This window comes from Paenibacillus sp. FSL W7-1287 (assembly GCF_038004245.1).
Lineage (GTDB): Bacteria > Bacillota > Bacilli > Paenibacillales > Paenibacillaceae > Pristimantibacillus > Pristimantibacillus camelliae.
In genome coordinates this window covers 2,469,473-2,489,140 of the sequence record NZ_JBBORD010000001.1, presented here as the reverse complement: position 1 = coordinate 2,489,140, position 19,668 = coordinate 2,469,473, and the positions used below count along the sequence as shown (strand labels likewise).

Annotated in this window: 15 protein-coding genes; 13 read left to right on the top strand and 2 right to left on the bottom strand. The window is 46.6% G+C overall.

Annotated elements, in window-relative coordinates:
* Positions 1–108: 108 nt before the first annotated feature.
* Positions 109–945 carry an energy-coupling factor ABC transporter ATP-binding protein gene (locus tag NSQ99_RS11340; RefSeq protein ID WP_340836670.1) on the top strand — a complete coding sequence of 279 codons (837 nt, stop codon included), beginning with the start codon at positions 109–111 and terminating at the stop codon, positions 943–945.
* On the top strand, positions 926–2,581 hold the full coding sequence (locus NSQ99_RS11335) for an ATP-binding cassette domain-containing protein (RefSeq protein WP_340836668.1): 1,656 nt from the start codon (positions 926–928) through the stop codon (positions 2,579–2,581). Before NSQ99_RS11340 ends, NSQ99_RS11335 begins: the two co-directional genes overlap by 20 nt.
* Here the strand turns inward: NSQ99_RS11335 and NSQ99_RS11330 are convergent.
* Together NSQ99_RS11330 and NSQ99_RS11325 are read right to left on the bottom strand one after the other, a co-directional pair.
* On the bottom strand, positions 2,556–3,131 hold the full coding sequence (locus NSQ99_RS11330; RefSeq protein WP_340836667.1) for an HAD family hydrolase: 576 nt from the start codon (positions 3,129–3,131) through the stop codon (positions 2,556–2,558). The genes NSQ99_RS11335 and NSQ99_RS11330 overlap by 26 nt on opposite strands.
* Complete coding sequence (locus NSQ99_RS11325; protein ID WP_251665401.1) at positions 3,109–4,314, bottom strand: MFS transporter; 1,206 nt, start codon at positions 4,312–4,314, stop codon at positions 3,109–3,111. Before NSQ99_RS11325 ends, NSQ99_RS11330 begins: the two co-directional genes overlap by 23 nt.
* Before the next feature lie 135 nt (positions 4,315–4,449).
* On the opposite strand from NSQ99_RS11325, the gene NSQ99_RS11320 reads away from it, so the two are divergent.
* The 11 genes from NSQ99_RS11320 to NSQ99_RS11270 all read left to right on the top strand — a co-directional run bounded on the left by NSQ99_RS11320 (position 4,450) and on the right by NSQ99_RS11270 (position 19,539).
* Positions 4,450–6,825 carry a hypothetical protein gene (locus NSQ99_RS11320; protein ID WP_340836665.1) on the top strand — a complete coding sequence of 792 codons (2,376 nt, stop codon included), beginning with the start codon at positions 4,450–4,452 and terminating at the stop codon, positions 6,823–6,825.
* Positions 6,826–6,833: 8 nt separating this feature from the next.
* Positions 6,834–7,766, top strand: a complete 933-nt coding sequence (locus tag NSQ99_RS11315) for an ABC transporter ATP-binding protein (RefSeq protein ID WP_251666331.1) — start codon at positions 6,834–6,836, stop codon at positions 7,764–7,766.
* A complete protein-coding gene (locus NSQ99_RS11310; protein WP_340836663.1) occupies positions 7,763–8,668 on the top strand; it encodes an ABC transporter permease in 906 nt (301 codons plus the stop codon). Before NSQ99_RS11315 ends, NSQ99_RS11310 begins: the two co-directional genes overlap by 4 nt.
* A 243-nt stretch (positions 8,669–8,911) precedes the next feature.
* Positions 8,912–9,085: a hypothetical protein gene (locus tag NSQ99_RS11305; protein WP_251671621.1), complete on the top strand. Its 174-nt coding sequence runs from the start codon at positions 8,912–8,914 to the stop codon at positions 9,083–9,085.
* A 163-nt stretch (positions 9,086–9,248) separates the two neighbouring features.
* The gene (gene ltrA / locus NSQ99_RS11300; protein WP_340836661.1) at positions 9,249–10,511 is read left to right on the top strand and encodes a group II intron reverse transcriptase/maturase; all 1,263 of its coding nucleotides are present in this window, start codon (positions 9,249–9,251) and stop codon (positions 10,509–10,511) included.
* A 147-nt stretch (positions 10,512–10,658) separates the two neighbouring features.
* Positions 10,659–12,305, top strand: coding sequence for a hypothetical protein (locus tag NSQ99_RS11295; protein ID WP_340836659.1), 1,647 nt, complete (start codon positions 10,659–10,661; stop codon positions 12,303–12,305).
* 47 nt (positions 12,306–12,352) lie between these two features.
* Positions 12,353–13,321: an AAA family ATPase gene (locus NSQ99_RS11290; RefSeq protein WP_340838779.1), complete on the top strand. Its 969-nt coding sequence runs from the start codon at positions 12,353–12,355 to the stop codon at positions 13,319–13,321.
* A 12-nt stretch (positions 13,322–13,333) separates the two neighbouring features.
* Complete coding sequence (locus tag NSQ99_RS11285) at positions 13,334–14,323, top strand: DUF58 domain-containing protein (protein ID WP_340836658.1); 990 nt, start codon at positions 13,334–13,336, stop codon at positions 14,321–14,323.
* A 42-nt stretch (positions 14,324–14,365) separates the two neighbouring features.
* The gene (locus NSQ99_RS11280) at positions 14,366–16,276 is read left to right on the top strand and encodes a vWA domain-containing protein (protein ID WP_340836656.1); all 1,911 of its coding nucleotides are present in this window, start codon (positions 14,366–14,368) and stop codon (positions 16,274–16,276) included.
* Positions 16,266–19,127 carry a VWA domain-containing protein gene (locus tag NSQ99_RS11275; protein WP_340836655.1) on the top strand — a complete coding sequence of 954 codons (2,862 nt, stop codon included), beginning with the start codon at positions 16,266–16,268 and terminating at the stop codon, positions 19,125–19,127. Before NSQ99_RS11280 ends, NSQ99_RS11275 begins: the two co-directional genes overlap by 11 nt.
* A gap of 100 nt (positions 19,128–19,227) precedes the next feature.
* A complete protein-coding gene (locus NSQ99_RS11270; RefSeq protein ID WP_251665394.1) occupies positions 19,228–19,539 on the top strand; it encodes a rhodanese-like domain-containing protein in 312 nt (103 codons plus the stop codon).
* The last annotated feature ends 129 nt before the right edge of the window (positions 19,540–19,668 follow it).

The window sequence follows — 19,668 nt, the reverse complement described above, 5'->3', positions numbered from 1 at the left end:
CTTCCTCTCATCTTGCAATATTATTGTTAACCAAATATAATTTATTTTAGGTTAACAATACGGAGTGTATCATAACTTTTTTTTGTTGTGAAGAGGGAGATTGATATTTTGTCAAAAAATAAAGCTATTATATATGACGCGAAGCAATGTCAGCCGATCAGGCAATCTGACGGTTATATATTGTTTGAGCCTATCTCTGTATCAATACGAGAAGGTGAGTGGATTACGCTAATTGGTCATAACGGATCGGGTAAAAGCACTCTTGCCCGCTTTATTGCAGGTCATCAACGTGCTGAGCTGGCGATCAAAGGAAGGGAAAATAGATTCAATCAAGAGCCGTTTCCTATCATCACTCAGCTGACGTCGCAATATTTGCTTGGCTCCACGCCTTTCGAGGATCTGATCATTTGCTATGAGCAGTATGGTAAAGCTAGTAAGGATAAATCTATCGAGGTGGAGATCGATGAGCTGCTAGCAACATTAAGGCTTCAACACTTAAAGCACGTCCCAATGAATCATCTGTCGGGAGGTGAGAAGCAGCTTGTTGCCATTGCAGGTGCTATGCTGATGGATACCAAGCTTATTGTACTCGATGAGGTAACCTCTATGCTGTCTGAGGACAACAAATGGCATGTATGCAGCCTTATTCGCTCACTTGCCCAGTCGCATGGCATCGCTGTGCTATGGATTACTCAGCAGCTGGATGAGCTTCAGGCTAACGATACAGTATGGGTCATGGACAAGCTGGAGCTTGTATATGATGGTTTAGCTGGACAGTTATTTACTAGCGTGGAAGGGGAAGCTTCCGAAGCAAGGAAAAGGTCTCTAGAGGTGCCTTGGAGCGTCCGCAAAAGCTTGGAGCTCGGCTTGCAGGCTGAACAGCTTCAGTTTAATCCCTATGCTTTAGCAGAGGTGGTGAAGCGTAATGCACGTACAGCAACATAATCAAAAGCCTCAGCATATATCACTAATTCAGGCCAAGCTATTATCTGAGCATTCACAGCCTTTAACCTATACCTTTCATGCAGGTGCTTCTTATTTGATAACTGGAAGTAATGGTGCCGGCAAGTCAACGCTGCTTGATCGTCTCGCAGGTGTTGAAGATATCGCTGCAGGTACGATTACACTCGGCAGCGAGCAGCTTAGCAGCAAAAGCTGGCGTGGCAAATCGAAATGGAATAAAACAGCGCTTCTTCAGATTCAGCATGTATCTCAGCATGTGGAGGACAAATGGTTTGGCGGGACTGTTCAGCAGGAGCTGAAAATAATTAAGCAGCAATATCGAAAGCATCCCGAATTTGTAGAAGCTCAGCTGGATCATCAAGTGCTAGCCTTCGGAATTACAGAGGAGATCCAAGCGCAAGAGCTGATTAGCTTAAGTGTTGGTCAGCAGAGACGTCTCGCGCTAGCAATCGCATTTTCATTGCCAGCAGCTTGGCTGCTGCTAGATGAGCCGTTTGCAGGACTCGATCATGCTGGCAAGCAGCAGCTGCTTAAGAGTATTGTGGAAAGCCAGCAGCAAGGAAAAGGTCTTATCATCGTCAGTCATCAGCTGCAGGAGCTCGCAGCGATAGTTGATAAGAAGCTAGTTTTGGATGAGTATGGAATACGTGAGGCTAACGAAGCGCTACTTGAGTCAGATCAAGCACTTTATAATAAGCTGATGGGCTATGGTATTGAATGTGAGAAAGAAAGTAAAAGGGTAGAATGTGTCCAGAAGAATGAGAACATAAAGGTTGAGTTCGAAAGAGAAAAAGCAGTAGGTGAGGTAGGGAGCAAGCTTAAAGAAGGAGAAGAAGTAGGTGAAGGAGCTTCCGTACTTACAAGTAAGGATCGACATGCACGCGAGCGTTTCATTATGAAGCAAACGACATGGTTTGATCCGCGTGCATTGATGCTGGGGATGCTCATCTGCTCCGTAAGCCTTGTATTATGGGATACCTGGTGGTCTATCGTAATCTATGGGCTGCTATCGATCACAACAAGTATGCTGCTTAGACAGAGCCTGAAGCCTTGGCTCGGCTTAATTATGGCATATAGCATCATGTCGATCATCTTCACTGTAGTAGGTGGACTTTCTTTCAATCCACTCGGGTTTGATATAGAATCGGCATTACCTATTGCACGGCGTATGGCGGCTCTGCTTATTATTATTGTGCTGGGGCTGCCACTGCTATCACTGATGACACCGTTTCGACTTCAGCGAGCGCTGCAGCAAAGCCTGCGCCCACTTCGTCGACTGCGTGTGCCAATTGATAGCTATGCCATTCTCGTATCACTAATTTTCCGACTGATTCCAATATTAACCTTGCGTTGGCGCGTGCTGTTCTCGCTATGTCGAACGCGCTTCAAGCAGGTTGGACTGTTTAAATGGAGTATGATGAACGCCTTAATGTTAGCCTACATGCGAAGTCTGCTGCTCGTTGCAGATCAAGTGGCGACAAGCTTAGAGTTCAGAGGCTTTGAACGGATTAGTGGTCAGTCCAAGCTCCATGCTAAGGTTGAGTGGCGTAAGCAGGATCATCTGCTTATGCTCATCTTAATCGCCATCGCGATTATGAACGCAGCCATTCATCAATAGCTGCTGTCCATTTTCCATGCTTATCGGCAAGCGTTGTTTGCCAGCCTAATTGTTTGGCTGCACTAATATTTTTTTCACTATCATCTACGAAATGGACTGGCGTAGAGATGTGCTGGTCAACTAGTCTGAACCAATCAAGACTAGGCTTGTACATCCCTGCTTGATCAGATATGAAACAATTCTTGATATAAGCACGAGAATGGCTGAGCAATGGGCTCAGCCATTCTGTTCGATGATTACTCATAATAACGATATCGCATCGCTGCGACCATGCAGGGAGCAGCTCAAGGGCTGGCAAAGGCTTCAGATGATTGGTTATGAGGTTGCTTCTTTGCTCCTCAGCCACGATAACTCCACGAGCAGAGAGCCACTCCCACCATTGCTCCTCTGATATTTGGCCGCACCATAACTTTTCACTAACCTCGTCTTTATAATCAGCGTAAAGATGCTTCTGGTCACATGACCCGATGCTTGCAAGCTGCTCCCATAGCCCTGGCGTCAAATTACTCGCTAATACACCCCCGACATCAAGCACCAACGTTTTGTTCATCGCGTGACATTCCCTTCGATGTAGATCGTTTTTTATCGGCATACAGCCAGTAAAGCACAAAAATTGCAGCGATTACGGCTAGAACACCACCGAGCAAAAAGCCATATTCGATTCCATAGGATTTGTTAAGATATCCCGCAATGAACGGCCCCGAGAACATACCGATTGCGTAGATTGCTTGATACAGTCCCATCGCCGTCGCTTTCATCTGAGGCTTAATATCCATAATGGCCAAGCTTAGGAATAGTGGTAGGTGCAATCCTTGAGCAAACCCATTAAACGCTTGCGTCGCATACATCCAAGGTAAACTTGGCGCCCAGATTAAACCGAAGGTACATAAGCCGCTAATGATAAAAGCGATCAAAATCGTACGTTCAGAACCGATGGTAGGGATGAACCATTTCGTTGCAGCTATGGCAGCCAGTGCGTGAGGCAGCATAAAGCAAAACACAAGCAATGTAAGCTGAGTACCGCTTGCACCTAGCTCTGTTGCCTTAAGCGGAGTAAAGCCGAACATCGTAATAAACAATACGCCATGTGCGAGAATTGACAGCCAGCTGGCGCGCAGCAGCGGTTTAGTGCGGATCACTTCCTTAATTAAACTAGAAGACATGCCGTGCTCCCGACTTGTTCCTGTCGGTGGCTCATAAAGCTTCAGAGCAAGGAGCAAGCCTATAAAGCCAACGATAGCTCCTCCGATAAAGGGTGCCGATGTGCCAAGCAGATCAGTTAACCAGCCTGAAAGCAGCATACCGATCATTTGTCCGACGACGACAAGCAAGCTGATATGGCCCATCGCTTTTGGAATTTCTTCATTCGAGAACTGACCTGCATACATTACGGTAAATGCAACCCAAGTTGAGGCGCAGATACCTGCTACAGCACGACCAAGCAGAGGCCACACCCATAGGTCTGGAATTAGAAATAATAAGCAGCTTAACGTCGTAGTAATCATCCCCGCTATGATGAAGGGCTTGCGTTTACCTATCGTATCCGACCAAATTCCGATCGGAAAGCGGAATAACAGCTGGATAAGACCGTAGCTTCCTAGTACAATTCCTATAAATTGCAGGGAATATTCCATTTTGGATAAATATGGTGATAGAATAGGAACATAAATATACATAGATATCCAGTACAAAAGGGTTACAATAGTAAAAAGCATCGATTGTCTTGATTTCATATGATCATCTCCCAACGTTTAATGTACTCGATGTTTATACAATTGTCACGTACTTCCTGATGTATTGGAGCAATGCAACATTTATGTACAGCTCTACGTTTAGAATAAGAAAAGCTAGATCGGAGTCATAGTGAAATGGATGGTGGAAGGGGTCATAATGTGTTTAATCGAATGAAATATATGCTGCTGATGATAGCGCTAGTTAGCTTACTATGGATGACGCAAGCCATACCGGCAATAGCGACTGAGGCAGAGGGCAGCAATACAGCAGGAGACAAGCTTCATATTGATGTAAAGGTTGGCTACAACGGTCAGTATGTTTTCGGTAAAAGTGCACCTGTACAATTTACGGTGACCAATCATGATGATCGAGATCTGAAGGGCGAGCTTGTCTTAAACTTAGAGAATCATCGAGGGCTGTCGGTTGCTCACATCTTACCGCTAGAGGTAACGAAGGGCAGCACCGTCGAGGCGTATATGACAGTAGCTGGAAACCTTACACAGAACGAAACATTAATAGAGTTCTACGAGGGCGGTGTTGATCGAGGGCAACTACTTGATACGACAGGCGTGAAGCATGCAATTGGGCAAAGTGTAGCGACAGCAACAACGATTGGTATTGCAGCGAATGATCCAGATACATTGAATTTTGTGGCATTTTTGAACAATCAAGGCTTTTCAATCACACCAATCGTGCTCGATGCCGATTTTTATGCTGAATCGATGAATGATTTATCGATGTTCACTTTTCTTGTGTTGAATGATATATCGACAGCAGAGTGGTCCGAGCAAAAGGTTAAGGCCATTAAGGATTGGGTTGCTAATGGAGGCACCTTGCTCTTTGGTGGTGGAGCAGGCTATGAACAGACCGCTGCAGCATTTGCAGACATCGTTCCCGTTGAAGGCAGAGATACTAAGCAGTGGGAGCAAGCGACCAAATTATCCGATTATGTTGGTATAACTGAGCCGCTGCAGCCGCTTCCGGTGATCAATGGAAGGCTTATTAAAGGCGACACCATTGTTCAGGATGGTGGCATCCCAATTACGGCAGTAGCACGGTTCGGACATGGGAGCGTATATTATACGGCATTTGATCTTGGGCTTAAGCCATTCTCGACATGGGACGGAAGAACGGCGTTTATTCAATCGCTGCTAAGCGAGCAATTAATGCTTGCTGGAACAGTCAATCAACCGGATATGTACGCAATGGAGAACAGCTCGAATTATTTTCCACGCTTGCATCCACCTGAAGTAGCTGCACTGCTTATTATATTTTTTATCTATATATTAATTGTTGCACCGATTCTGTATGTCGTGTTGAAGCGTGTCGATCGCAGAGAATGGTCTTGGTGGATGATACCACTGACGGCCGTTCTGTCAACGATCATTATTGTCGTAATCGGTTCAAGAGACAAATCTAGTCTGTACGTGAATGGAATACGGGTAGCGATGATAGATGAAGGCGCGGTACGTGAAACTGGAGTGAACAATATTTTCATTCCTAACAGTAAGGATGTAGTAATGAAGCTCCCCGAGCATGTAAATCCGATCATAATGACAGGTAATACGAACGCAGGCTCAGAGGTAAGCACGAATAAGCAGCAAAGAGTTTATCATCATAATCCAAGCAAAGAGGTCATGTTTACAAATAATAAGTATTGGACAATGAAATCTACGCTGCTGGAGGAACAAATCTATAACGCAGAGCAATACGGCTCCATTACAGTAGACATTGAAGCTGTAGACGACCAGGATAATATGATGACTGTCTATAATGAAACAGGCGTAGATCTTAAGCATGTTTCTCTCGTTGCCTATTCTAGATTATATTATATCGATCATTTGCCAGCGGGCGAGTCGCTCGAGTATAGACTGCCGCGAGCAATCTCAAGCAATGGGTTTGCAAATATGAATGCATACCATAACAATTATGGGTCGAGTTTAAGTCAAGGAAGCGGGAAGGGTTGGGATGAGCTATCTAGAGAAACCTATCTTCTCGATAATACACCATTCTCTTACGCAGCGATGATTATCGCATTCAGCTACAAGGAGGATGAGGCAGGCTACGTAGTAAACAACAAGTCAGTGAAAAACGATGAGCTGAAAATGTGGGTCGTCAATATAGAGCAGCAGCTTAGTGAAGGGATATGGGCTCTGCAAATGATTGAACCAAATGGTGCAGTTGTTGAAAGAGGCGAATACTCGATCCTGAATGATAAAAAGCAGTTTTTCTCATTGACCGATGGAGCAGTAGAGTTAAAATATACGCTGCCATCTGATTACAATGGAACAGCCGAATTCATTCCGCAGCCTTCGCAGTTCAGTGCTCAGCTAACGATGCAGATATACAATGTACAGAGCGGGGAATGGGAGGAAGCTACAACGAAAAGCTACGAACTAGATCCCTATGTAGATGAATGGAATAGTATAAAAATTAAGCTCGATAGCGGAAACGAATACTACGAGGGCATCCTGCCTATGCTGCTATTAGATCGCGAGGTGCAGCCATGACGGACAATATGATTGAGATCAGTGGACTAACGAAAACATTTGGCACCTTTCAAGCGCTGAAGGGGATCGACATGATTATTCCAAAAGGAAGCGTGTTTGGCTTTGTCGGACCCAATGGAGCAGGTAAATCAACAACGATGTCGATTATCGCAACCTTGATGCTTCCAACAGAAGGAACGGTCAAGGTGGATGGACTGGATGTAACGGAGCATCCGCATGAGGTTCGCAAGAAGATCGGGTATATGCCTGACTTCTTCGGTGTTTATGACCAGCTGAAAACAGAGGAATATTTACACTTTTATGGCGGCAGCTATGGCATACCTCGTAAGGAACGTGAGCAGCTTATTCCTCAGCTGCTGGAGCTCGTTAATTTATCAGACAAAAAGGATGCTTATGTAGATTCCCTCTCACGGGGGATGAAGCAGCGACTATGCTTGGCACGCTGCCTCGTGCATGATCCGGAGCTATTAATTCTTGACGAGCCGGCTTCAGGTCTTGACCCTCGTGCACGCATTGAGATGCGCGAAATATTAAAGGAATTGAAAAGCATGGGCAAGACGATCATTATATCATCGCATATTTTGCCTGAGCTGGCGGAAATGGTTGATGAAATAGGGGTTATCGAGCATGGCAGCATGATTGCTGTCGGCAACATTAATCGCATACAGCAGCAATTGATGGCGAAGCGGCAGCTAACGATAAAAACAAGCGGTCGACAGGAGGAACTGAAGCAATTTTTGCTCGATCAGCCTCTTGTACAGGGTGTCTTTATTGATGGTGCGAAGCTTGAGGTGCAATTCTCTGGACAGGATGCAGAACAGGCTGCATTGTTAAAGCACATACTGCTGGCCGATTATGAGGTTATCTCCTACCAGGAGCAGCAGACGGATCTGGAAGATATCTTCCTAGCGATTACGAAGGGAGGAGGAGCAGAGCAATGAGTAAACTTCAACCTTTGCAGTCCGTGAAGCAGTTTTTTATGAATCCTGTTATTGACAAGGAATATCGATTACGGATGCGCACCTCCAGATCGATGTGGACATTGCTGGCATATTTGATTGCAATGGGCTTGTTTTCTGGCGTAATCTTCTCAATCGTGGGCATAGATATGAGAAATTCCATATATTCCAGTGGGTTTACGGGCATTACGTTTATCGTATTGTCATTTGCTCAGCTAGGTCTTATTGCCTTTATGTCGCCTGGATTGACGGCAGGTGTAATAAGCAGCGAGCGTGAAAAACAAACCCTTAATCTATTGCTAACTACGCAGCAAACGTCCTTTACGATCATTGTTAGCAAGCTGATTGCTAGCATTAGCTTTATGCTGCTTATTGTGTTTAGCACGCTTCCTTTATACGGAATTGTATTTTTATATGGTGGGATTTCACCTGGTCAGCTGTTAAGTGTATTTGCGTTCTTTATTTTTAATATGCTTGTGTTTGGAGCATTCGGTGTACTGTTTTCCACGATATTCAAGCGGACGATGATCGCGGTAATTGTAACGTACGGTGTTGTGCTGTTTATGTTCGTAGGTACGGGTATTATCTACCTGCTGTTCTCGTTTGGCTATAATAGCTATGGCTTTAGTGGAAATAATCCGGCTAATGATTCGTGGATACTTCATTTCCTAGCGATTAATCCAGGCTTCGCATTGTACAGTGTGCTCGACGGTGGAGATTGGTATATGTCACTAGCTCGATCATCTCGAGCATCGAAGACGTTCTTCGATCATGTGCCGTTTTGGTTGGAGTACGTCATCTTTTATACAGCGATACTTGTGCTTGCTATATATGGAGCGATTCGCAATCTTAGACCAGTAAGCAGGAAGAAAAAAGGAGTCTAGCCATAGACTCCTTTTCCTGCAGTGTGCCCAGCATGGGCGCTATCTCTAGGGTTCAAGTCCCGAATGGTGAAGGCAGTAGTAGCCATAGCTTAAGGCAAGGGTGTCCATCGCGAGGTGGAATCTGAAGGAAGCCAGCGGCAAATCTCCGGTCTGAGGGACACGAACTTCATACAAGGCTAGCGTACGTTGGATGAGGTTGCTGCACAAACTGAAGTCCATACTGCCGAAGGCGTACGAGAGTAAATGAAGCAGATAGATGGAGAGGAAGATAGCGTTCTTACCTGGGGAGATCTGTGCGGAATGCGAAGTGAACTTCGTAACCTTGCCCACGAGGGCGAGCTGAACGTACAGAAGTCAGCAGAGGTCATAGTACGCAGGCTGTTGCAACAGCTAGCGGAAGGACCGAACATGGAATAGGAATGAAGAATCTTGGCGTTCGAGGATGGGCGATGAAAGCAGACAATCCGAAAGGACTTATCTGAGGAAAGTAGCGGTGAATACGCGAGGGTACTCGGAAGGGCAGAGCTCATCAGCGGCACAAAGAGAAAGAATCATTCACGCAAGGGAGTTGTATCTAAGGATGATCGAAGAAATACTGTCACGAGAAAATATGCTATCGGCGCTAGCGAGGGTCGAAGCGAATAAAGGAAGCCACGGCGTAGATGGCATGTCGGTAAAAGATTTACGCAGACACCTCGTACAACATTGGCAAACCATTCGTGAAAGCATAAAGAAAGGAGCGTATGAACCGAGTCCAGTCCGTCGGGTCGAAATCCCGAAACCGAACGGTGGAACTCGGCTCTTAGGCATACCTACGGTGACAGATCGCCTCATTCAGCAAGCAATCATCCAAGTATTAACGCCTGTATTTGACCCAACGTTTTCCGAGCAAAGTTATGGATTTCGCCCACAACGGCGAGGGCATGATGCGGTAAGGAAAGCACGAAGCTACATGGAAGAGGGATACCGCATTGTGGTAGACATTGACATGGAGAAATTCTTCGACCGAATCCATCACGACCGCTTAATGGCAAAACTAGCGGAACGAGTGACAGACAAAATGGTGCTGAAACTTATTCGCGGCTATCTGCAAGCGGGAGTAATGGAAGGAGGTCTCGTTCAAGCGACAACGGAAGGGGCTCCGCAAGGAGGTCCACTTAGTCCGCTATTATCGAACATCGTCCTAGACGAGTTAGATAAGGAACTGGAAAAGAGGAACCTTCGTTTCGTGAGATATGCCGACGACTGCAACATCTATGTGAAAACGTGGAAGGCAGGACAACGAGTGATGAGCTCCATTACTGCATTCATCGAAGGAAAACTGAAGTTGAAAGTTAACCGAGAGAAAAGCGCGGTTGACCGTCCATGGAGGCGTAAATTTCTAGGTTTCACGTTCAGCTGGGAGAAGAAAAATCCGCGAATAAAGATCGCAAAGCTATCACTAGATCGAGTGAAAACAAAGATTAAAGCGATCACCTCTCGGAGTAAGCCAATCCCGATCGAACTACGAATAAAGGAACTTAATCAATATCTCACAGGCTGGTGCGGTTATTATGCATTAGCCGATACGAAAAGTGTGTTCCAAGCGTTGGACGAATGGATAAGAAGAAGGCTTCGAATGTGTATATGGAAAGAATGGAAGCAGCCGAAGACAAAGGTCAGAAAACTGCTGTCGTTAGGCGTTTCGAAACAAAAGGCACATGAATGGGGAAATTCGAGGAAGAAACACTGGCGAATTGCATGTAGTCCGATTCTTCATCGGTCAATGAACAACCAATATTGGTCATCTCTTGGACTGAGAAGTTTAACGGACAGATACAGTCTTTTGCGGAATATGACATGAACCGCCGTGTACCGAACGGTATGCACGGTGGTGTGAGAGGACGGGGGCTAGCCGCCCCCTCCTACTCGATTTCCACATCCGATAAGGCTGAGGAACATAAAGATTATGGACGACCTGAGTGTAACGTAGAAGGTAAGGAGGGCTGATATGACTGCGATATACAACCATTTAAAAATTATTGCTCGGCGATGGAATAGAACATCGTTGCTGTCTGCATTCATTAAGGGTGTTGTGTGCGGCGCACTGCCCGCTGCTTTTCTACTAATCGTTGCGAGATTCGTTCCGATTTTATATAGCAAATGGATCGCTGCGGCGATCTGGCTTCTATGTATCGTGATGTTTTTGATCATCAGATTAAGAAATAGAATGACTGCTAGCAGTGCAGCAAAGCTGGTTGACGTAGAGCTTGGCGATGATGCAGTCAGAACGGCATTAACCCTTCCTGAAGAGCAGCAGCTTTCAATGATGGGAAAGCATGTGGTGGAGCATGCAGCGATTGCAGCTGAACGCTACCGAGCTGAGCTGAAGCAACGCATACCTTGGCAGCGAGGCTGGAATGCGCGGCTATGGATGTCTTTAATGGGGTTAACTATTGTAATCATAGGATCGTTGTTCATTATGCCAAATGAGCAGGATGCAGTTGCTAAGCAGATGAAGGAGCAAGAAAGCTTGATTGCAGAGCTAGAAGAGGAATTACAGCATACGAAGGATGCTGTAGAGCAAGCGGAGCTGGAGGAGCAGGACAAGGAGCAGCTGTTGGCGAGCTTAGATGAATTGCTAGAGCAGTTAGATAACAAAGAGCGCTTATCACTATCACATGCCCAGCAGCTAGAGGAAGCACTTAAAGAACTAAAGCAGCTCGAACAGGAAAAGGATCAAGCGGTTCAGCGCTTAGAGCAATTGAATGATGCTATGGAACGGGAGCAGTCACTTCAACAGCTGCAGCAATCGCTAGAAGCAGCGAAGGATATGGCCAAGGAGAGTCAGCAGCAAGCGGTTCGTGAGGCGTTAAAGCAGTTAACGTCAGAACAGGCCGATGCATTAGCGCAATTAGCGAGGGAGCTGGAAACAGCTCAGGCAGAGCTAGCTAATGAGCTTGGTAAAGCTGCAGAGCAGCTAGAATCAGATGGAGCGCTTACAGACGAAGATGCTGAACAGCTCGCTCGGCAGCTAAGTGACCTGCTGTCCTCTCGTCTAAGCAGCAGCGAATTAAGTGAAGCTGGTAACTCATTAGCGCAGCAACTGTCTGATCTGAGCGAGGCGCTTGCTGGTATAGACGCTAATCTTAGTGATCAGCTAGCAAGAGCGGCAGATGAATATAAAGCGAATGAGCAAGAAGCGAGCCAAGGCTCCGGAACAGACGCTAATAATGATACTTCAAGCAACGGCTCAAGCGATGGAGAAGGAGACGGTGCAGATCAGGAACCTGATCAAGGAGCAGGCCAAGGAGCAGGCCAAGGTCCAGGCCAAGGAGCGGGTCAAGGAGCAGGCCAAGGAGCGGGCCAAGGAGCGGGTGGCACAGGTGCAGGCTCGACACCAGGGCAGCATGCTACAGTCACTACACCTCGAATCTATGAGGGAGAAAGTGAGCCGTCTGTTGATGGCGGTCCAAGCACAGGAGGACAGATTAGCTCAGGAGGCGTTTCACCAACGGTTACAGGTCAGAAAGGAAATTATTCTGAGGTGTATCGTGAATATGAATCGGCAGCCAAGGATGCACTTCAGCGTTCTAATTTGCCTGCTCATATGCAAAATAAAGTTCAGCAATATTTTGATTCAATACAGCCGGATTAACGACTCGGCATGAAATGGAGGAAACGAACTTGGAACATACGCTGCAGATGGAAGATGCTAAACATATGATCGCAGAATTAAAGCAAGAAGTAGCGAAGGTCATTGTCGGTCAAGAGCAGGTGGTTGAACAGCTGCTCTGGTGCATGATCGCAGGAGGCCATGCATTACTTGAAGGGATACCTGGTCTCGGAAAAACGATGCTTGTTCGAACAGTTTCCGATGCAATGGAGCTAGAGTTTTCAAGAATACAGTTTACTCCTGATCTGATGCCGGCGGATATTACGGGTACGATGCTGCTTGATCTAAGCAGTCATACGCAAAGATTTAGCAAAGGACCGATATTTGGCAATATTGTGCTTTCGGATGAGATCAATCGCGCTACACCTAAGACGCAAAGTGCGTTGCTTGAGGCGATGCAGGAAGGAACGGTGACAGCAGGAGGAGAAAGCTATACGCTGCCTAGGCCATTCTTTGTTCTAGCAACTCAGAACCCAATCGAGCAGGAAGGTACGTACCCACTGCCTGAAGCTCAGCTTGATCGCTTTCTCATTAAGATCGGCATTCAGTTTCCGACGCGCGATGAGCTTAAGGAAATTGTAAAACGAACGACAGGTGTAAAGCATGAGTCTGCAAAACCAGTTATTGACGGCAAGAAGCTGGAAGCACTGCAGCGGCTCGCTAAGCAGGTGCTATGCTCTGACGACATGCTTGAGCTTGCTGTCAGCTTTGTGATGCGTACGCATCCGCATGAGCAGGATGCACCTGAGCAGATAAAGCAATATGTACGTTATGGAGCTGGACCACGAGCGCTTCAAGCACTTATAGCGATTAGTAGAGTAAGAGCTCTAACCTTGGGAAGAGCTCATGTCTCCTGGGGGGATATCACCTATGCAGCAAAGCCTGTGCTGCGGCATCGGCTTGGGCTTAGCTATGAAGCGCTTGCCCAAGGCATCGCCGCAGATACACTGATCGAGCAGATTGAGCGCACGCTTGAGCAGCAGCGCGCGAAGGTGTAAGGGAGGATAGCCATGACAGAGCTAGGTTCTAATAATATGCTTGCTGCGCTGCAGCAACTATTCCCCTATGAGGGCTGGCTAGCGAAGCTTGATGCGATGGCCTTGCACGGCGGAGCTCGTACGAGGGGGATGCTGGCAGGTAAACGAAGCTCAAGCAGTCTTGGCAGCTCCTTGGAATTTGCAGATTATCGTCCTTATATCGCCGGTGACGATATTCGAAGAATCGATTGGAACCTGTATGGACGTACGAACAAGGCATATATTCGGCAGTATTGGGATGAGCAAGAGCGCAGCTTTCATCTGTATGTCGATAGCTCTCGCTCGATGACCGCAATTGGTGAAGGTGAGCATAATAAATGGCTTACAGCGCTTCGCATGGCAGCGAGTGTTGGTTATGTTGCGCTGCAAGGCGATGACCGAGTGAGTATTTCGTTGTTTAATGAGAGAGAGGTATACAGGCAGCTCCCGATGCTGCATGGCAAGCATGCAAAATTCACGATGATAAGCAGGCTGTCTGAATCGATCACAGAAGCCTCTATAGCTTCGGAGGCGATCGACGAGGCGTTTGTCGAAGATGCGGGTTCAGCAATTAGCGATGCAGCAGCACCGTTTGCAGGCGGCAGCAAGCTGCCGCGAAGAGCTGGTGTGACGTGGATCTTCTCTGACGGACTGTATGAGCAAGGGTTAGACTCACTGTTATCTAGCCTGCAAGCAAGGCAGCAGCAGGTCGTGTTTGTTCATATTCTGCATGGTGATGAGCTAGCTCCACAGCTTGAGGGTGAGTGGCGATTCATTGATATTGAGACGAGTCGTGCCAAGGAGGTCGCGATGTCGCCTGCAGTAATAGAGAAATATAAGCGCGGAGTCAGCGAATTTCGCGAGCGGCTTCGTAAGCTCTGTGAGAGTCGTGGTATCGGATTTTTTAGCATAAATTGCAGTGAAGCATTGCCTGATAGCTTCATGAAGCTGCTTTCGTCCGGCAGCTACATTCAATATCGGTAGCTGACGAACAGATCTGTCAATAAATTAAACGGAGGTGAGAGCATGCACTGGCTTTCATTGACATCAGCATGGTTTGGGCTAGCTGCTTTGCTCATCATCGCCATGTACATATTGAAAAAACGCTATGAGCCAAAGCGAATTTCGAGTCATCTGCTCTGGCGACAGGTACTTCAGGAGCAGGAAGCTAACCGCCCATGGCAGCGATTAAAGCAGCAGCTGCTATTATGGCTGCAGCTCATGATATTACTGCTTATCGTTATAGCGTTAATGGAACCAGCAGTGGAAAGGAAGCTTGCAGAGGATACACATGCTGTTATTTTGCTTGATCGCTCTGCTAGCATGGCGACAAGTATAGACACAGATGGCAAGACCTACCTTGATACCGCTAAGCATGAATTGATTAGCTGGCTCGACAAGGAATGGGGTGGGGGCGAAGTTACGCTCATCGTTAACGGCGAATACCCACAAATTTTAGCTAACCAAAGTAATCAGAAGCAAGAACTCGTACGAATCATCGAGGATATCGATCCGTACTATGGCACTACCGATGATGAGACAGCATTAAGCCTAGCACGAGCACTCGCAAGCAGCAGTGAGCAATCGATGATTCACTACTTTGTCGATGAGCGCTACAACATCAATCAAGAGGTAATACAAGCTGAAGAGAATAGCTTAGAGATATGGCATATGTACGCATCGCCTGCGGCAGCTGAGGATGAACGGATTCGCAGCTTTACATTGTCTCAGGAGGAACGCGCCGTTCATGGCTTTGCGACCGTAATGCATGCTCCTCAAGAGCAGCGTGAGCTGGAGCTTACCGTAATCGCCTATAATGAGCAAGGGAGAAAGCTGTCAGATAAGAGCTACAAGCAATCGGCAGCAGCAAGTGGTGTTACAACCTTTCAGATGTACGACTTGCCACAAGGCCATTACTATATGGCACGGTTGACACCACACAATCAGGATCCTAATCCGTACAATAACAAGCAGTATGGGTTAATTGCTGAAGAACGAGTTTATGAGGCACTGCTCATCAGCGACGGCAATCTCTTTCTGGAAAAAGCACTTCAGCTTATGAATGTAGGAGTAACGAAGCTGGCACCAACCTCAGCTGTTCCAAATCAGGAGCTGTTGTCGACGGTTCATTTTATCATTACAGATGGTAGCTATGAAAAGCTTACGAAGGATAACGCATGGAAGGATGTGCTGGATCGCTTTCCACTTTGGATCGTTGATCACCCTGCAGCTGATCAGCAAGCTAAGCTAGTTCATGCGGAGCCTGTAGTAAATGAGCATGAGGTAACACAATATTTCACGATGGACGATATATTTATTTCTTCAATTCGGGAGCTAAGTGCTGAGGAGCTAGCGCCGCATGACGTGCTCGTACAATACGGTGGAGCCGCTGCCATCCTTGCCGGAACACATAATCAGAAGCCATTGCTGCGCTATACATTTGCTCTACAGGATAGTGATCTGCCGCTGCGAGCTGTGTTTCCGCTATTAGTGATGAATAGCGTTGATTATTTAGTATCTGGCTCTTCTAATCAGCTTGGCTCTATGCTCGCCAATGCGATCCCTACGCTATCAATGTCAGCGGATACGAGCACGAGCTATTGGCACCGTTTAGATGAAGAACCTAGTGATGAAAGGATAAGCGAGACCGCAGTTGAAGATGGATACGTCACAGCTCCATCCGCACCCGGCGTATATTCACTTATCGAGCTAAATGAGCAAGGCGATACTGTTCAGCAGCGTACAGCTGTCATTACGGCTGATGCAACGGAGTTTGCTACTGCCAGCATTGCCGAGCTAATTAGCGGCAGCTCAAACGCTGAGGAGCCGAATGACCAAAGCGAAGGCACAGGGATGAGTAAGCTGACGGCATGGCTTGCTGCCTGTCTAATGCTATTGTTGCTGCTAGAGTGGGAGGTGTATCGTCGTGGGATTTAATATTGCGTCACCTTGGTTGCTTCCGATCCTGCTGCTATTGCCGCTCTATGTATGGCTTCAATATCGCTATACTACGAGAATTACAGGAAGCAAGAAGCATATCGCCATCAGCCTTCGCACACTCATTTTGCTGCTCATCTTCATCATGGTAATTGGTTTAACACCATATACAATGGTTGAACAGCGAAATGTGCTTGTCCTTGTCGATCGCTCTGATTCTGTTGGTCATACTGATGAAGTTATCAACTATCTACAACCGTTGGATAGTAAGGATGACAAAGATCATATGGCAGTTATGTCCTTTGCTAACAATATTATGATGGATCGAGCGCTGCAGCCAATAAAGCAACAGGAGTCGCTGCATTCGTTCCGGACCATTGTCGATCCCTCGCAAACGAATATTGCGGCTGCCCTGCGACAGGCTGGCGGTATACTGAATCAAGCAGGCGGAGGGAAAATTGTATTATTTTCTGATGGGTTAGAGACAATCGGAAGCTTGACGAAGGAAGCCCAGCTCATGGATGCAATGAATATTGTAGTAGATGTCGTTCCGTTATCGAGTAAAGTCGGTGAGGATGCTGCGATCTCGACACTACATGTGCCAAGTCAATTAAAGCAAGGTGAAAAGTATCAGCTTAATGTAAAGATTGATAGCACGAATGAAGCACCAGCTGAGCTGCTCATCTATGAGAATGACGAACTCATTGCTGAGCAAATGATCCAGCTTATTAAAGGAACAAATACGTATCTAATTGATGCTTTAGCAACCTCTTCTGGAATAAGATCCTACCGTGCCGTGCTACGTATGGCGGAAGATACACAAGCGAAAAACAATACGGCCTATGCCTTAAGTCGGGTGAGTGGACCAGCAGGGGTGCTGATCGTCGAAGGAGAGCAAGGCAGCTCGCGTAATATCGAGGCTGCCTTATCGGCTTCATATATCGCCTATGAAACGATTCAGCCGGAGCAGCTAAGCTATGAGCTGGCACAGTATGTTCAGTATGATTCAATTATTTTTAATAATGTAAGTGCGGTCCAGCTGCCTCAACTAAAGATGGAGCATATTGAATCAGCGGTGCGCAATTATAGTGTAGGCTTCGTCATGATCGGCGGCGATAATAGCTTCGGAATCGGTGGGTATTTTGATACTCCTATAGAATCCATCTTGCCAGTAAATATGCAGCTATCAGGCAAAAAGAAAATTCCAGATCTGTCGCTCATGCTCGTCATTGACCATTCAGGCAGTATGTCGGGCTCGAAGATGGAGCTTGCTAAGGAAGCTGCTGCCCGCACGGTGGAGCTTATGCGAGAGGTTGATACAGTAGGCGTTATTGCATTTGATTCAAGACCGACCTGGATTGTACAGCCGACTAAGCTGCAAAATGGTGACGATGTTATTAGCAGCATCATGTCGATTCAACCAGCTGGAGGAACGGATATTTATCCAGCACTAAACGATGCGTTCGATGGGTTTGACCTGGACGCGGCGGGACGCAGGCATATCATACTACTAACCGATGGTATCTCACCCTATACACCAGAATATGAGACGCTATTAGCAGATATAAAAAAGAATGGGATTACATTGTCAACGGTTGCAGTTGGTCAAGATTCTGATGTTAACTTTCTTGCTAGACTTGCTGAGCTCGGCTCTGGCCGCTCCTATTATACAGAGGACGAAACGACGCTACCAGCTATCTTTTCAAGAGAAGCAACGATGATGTCACGCGCCTATATTGTCGATGAGCGCGTCTTACCTATCGAAGGCTATGCAGGCACCTGGACTAATCTATGGAGCGGCGGACTGCCGCATATTGATGCCTATGTAGCAACTAGTCCGAAAACTACGGCAGAGATCGCACTGTGGACACCACAGGAGGATCCATTGCTGGCTCGCTGGAATATCGGTTCAGGGAAAAGCGTTGCCTTTACATCAGATCTGAATGGCAGGTGGAGCTCAGATTGGGTGACATGGAATGAATTCCCTAATATTTTCGTTGAGTGGGTGAAATGGACATATCCACAGTTCAGTCAATCTCCATACGAGCTGAAGCTAAGTGAACAAGGCAGCGTGATCGTAACTAGCAACGATGAAGCATCGTATTCGAAACTAGGAATGAGTATCCAGCAGGAAGACAGCACATCGATACTACCGCTGGTTCCGTTAGGTAACGGACGCTATGAAGCTGATGTCTCGAAGCTGACTAGCGGTATCTATCTATCGCAGATCGGAGAAACTAAGCCCACGAATTCAGGTGAGCAAGCCGAGCTAGAGAATGCTGTAACGACTGGCTTTGTTGTTCCATATTCAGCGGAATATCGTCTTGATGCCAATAAGGCTGAAGCACGTGAAAAGCTTGAAGCGTTGGCGCAGCTGACTGGCGGTCAGGTACGCACGTTAGAAGAAGCAGAATCGTTATTTCAGTTCGATCCCGTAACGTTGAAGCAAAGCTATGATTGGTCAAGAGAGCTGTTGCTTCTTCTAATTATTTTATGGCTAGCTGATATTGCGAATCGACGCTTGGCATTACCTTGGGGAAGATGGCTAGCGAAGCTGAGAACGGCTACTAGCATGAGTAATGGACACAAGCAGCAGCGAACGTCCGTTGAACAGTCAACCTTCCAGCGCCTGAATGAGCGCAAGCAGCAGCTGGCAGAGCGAGGTAATACATTATTGACGAAGGAAGAGCAATGGGGAGAGGCAGCTCAGCAGCCTGTCGATCGACAGAATGATCAGAAGCTGCAAGTTTCTCAAGGCTTAGAAAACCATCAGAAAGAAGAACCACATTCTACTGAGAAAAATGAAACGATGAATCGACTGCTTGCCGCAAAAAATCGGAGAAAGCAGTAGATAGAACATAAAAAATTCACTCAGATTCCTTAGTGAAGGATGGACTTTACTTTTGAGTTTCGGTAAAATTTGAGTATATCAATGAGAGGATGTTACTTCCATGTACAATGAAATTACTGCAGATGAACTTCAACAGCGATTACAATCTGGTGAAGCGATTAATTTAATTGATGTAAGAGAGCCTGATGAGTGGGAAGCTGGTCATATCGCTGAAGCTCGCTTAATACCGCTTTCTGAATTCGATGCACGTCAGAATGAGGTGCATGATAGAGAAGGAGAAGTTATTGTTATTTGCCGCAGCGGTGCACGCAGCGGTCGAGTTTGCGAGTTTTTGGCTAGACAAGGCTTCGAAGTGACAAATGTGAGCGATGGAAACTTAGGATGGCATGGTCCTGTTGTGTACGGCAAGTAAGTCAACTGCTGTTCGGAATCACCTTATCTAAATTATAGTTTTGCTTCAAAGAGCGAGCCTACTGTGCTCGCTCTTTGTGCTTTAAGCTCACATTGTGCTCAATACGTGAATCCCTTGAAACATTATGTT

Bases quoted from the DNA above. Each gene is read 5' to 3' on its own strand.
- NSQ99_RS11280 (WP_340836656.1), top strand. From the start codon at position 14,366: ATGCACTGGCTTTCATTGACATCAGCATGGTTTGGGCTAGCTGCTTTG.
- NSQ99_RS11295 (WP_340836659.1), top strand. From the start codon at position 10,659: ATGACTGCGATATACAACCATTTAAAAATTATTGCTCGGCGATGGAAT.
- NSQ99_RS11320 (WP_340836665.1), top strand. From the start codon at position 4,450: ATGGATGGTGGAAGGGGTCATAATGTGTTTAATCGAATGAAATATATG.
- NSQ99_RS11270 (WP_251665394.1), top strand. From the start codon at position 19,228: ATGTACAATGAAATTACTGCAGATGAACTTCAACAGCGATTACAATCT.
- NSQ99_RS11290 (WP_340838779.1), top strand. From the start codon at position 12,353: ATGGAAGATGCTAAACATATGATCGCAGAATTAAAGCAAGAAGTAGCG.
- NSQ99_RS11335 (WP_340836668.1), top strand. From the start codon at position 926: ATGCACGTACAGCAACATAATCAAAAGCCTCAGCATATATCACTAATT.
- NSQ99_RS11315 (WP_251666331.1), top strand. From the start codon at position 6,834: ATGATTGAGATCAGTGGACTAACGAAAACATTTGGCACCTTTCAAGCG.
- NSQ99_RS11330 (WP_340836667.1), bottom strand. From the start codon at position 3,131: ATGAACAAAACGTTGGTGCTTGATGTCGGGGGTGTATTAGCGAGTAAT.
- NSQ99_RS11305 (WP_251671621.1), top strand. From the start codon at position 8,912: ATGAAGCAGATAGATGGAGAGGAAGATAGCGTTCTTACCTGGGGAGAT.
- ltrA (WP_340836661.1), top strand. From the start codon at position 9,249: ATGATCGAAGAAATACTGTCACGAGAAAATATGCTATCGGCGCTAGCG.
- NSQ99_RS11325 (WP_251665401.1), bottom strand. From the start codon at position 4,314: ATGAAATCAAGACAATCGATGCTTTTTACTATTGTAACCCTTTTGTAC.
- NSQ99_RS11285 (WP_340836658.1), top strand. From the start codon at position 13,334: ATGACAGAGCTAGGTTCTAATAATATGCTTGCTGCGCTGCAGCAACTA.
- NSQ99_RS11310 (WP_340836663.1), top strand. From the start codon at position 7,763: ATGAGTAAACTTCAACCTTTGCAGTCCGTGAAGCAGTTTTTTATGAAT.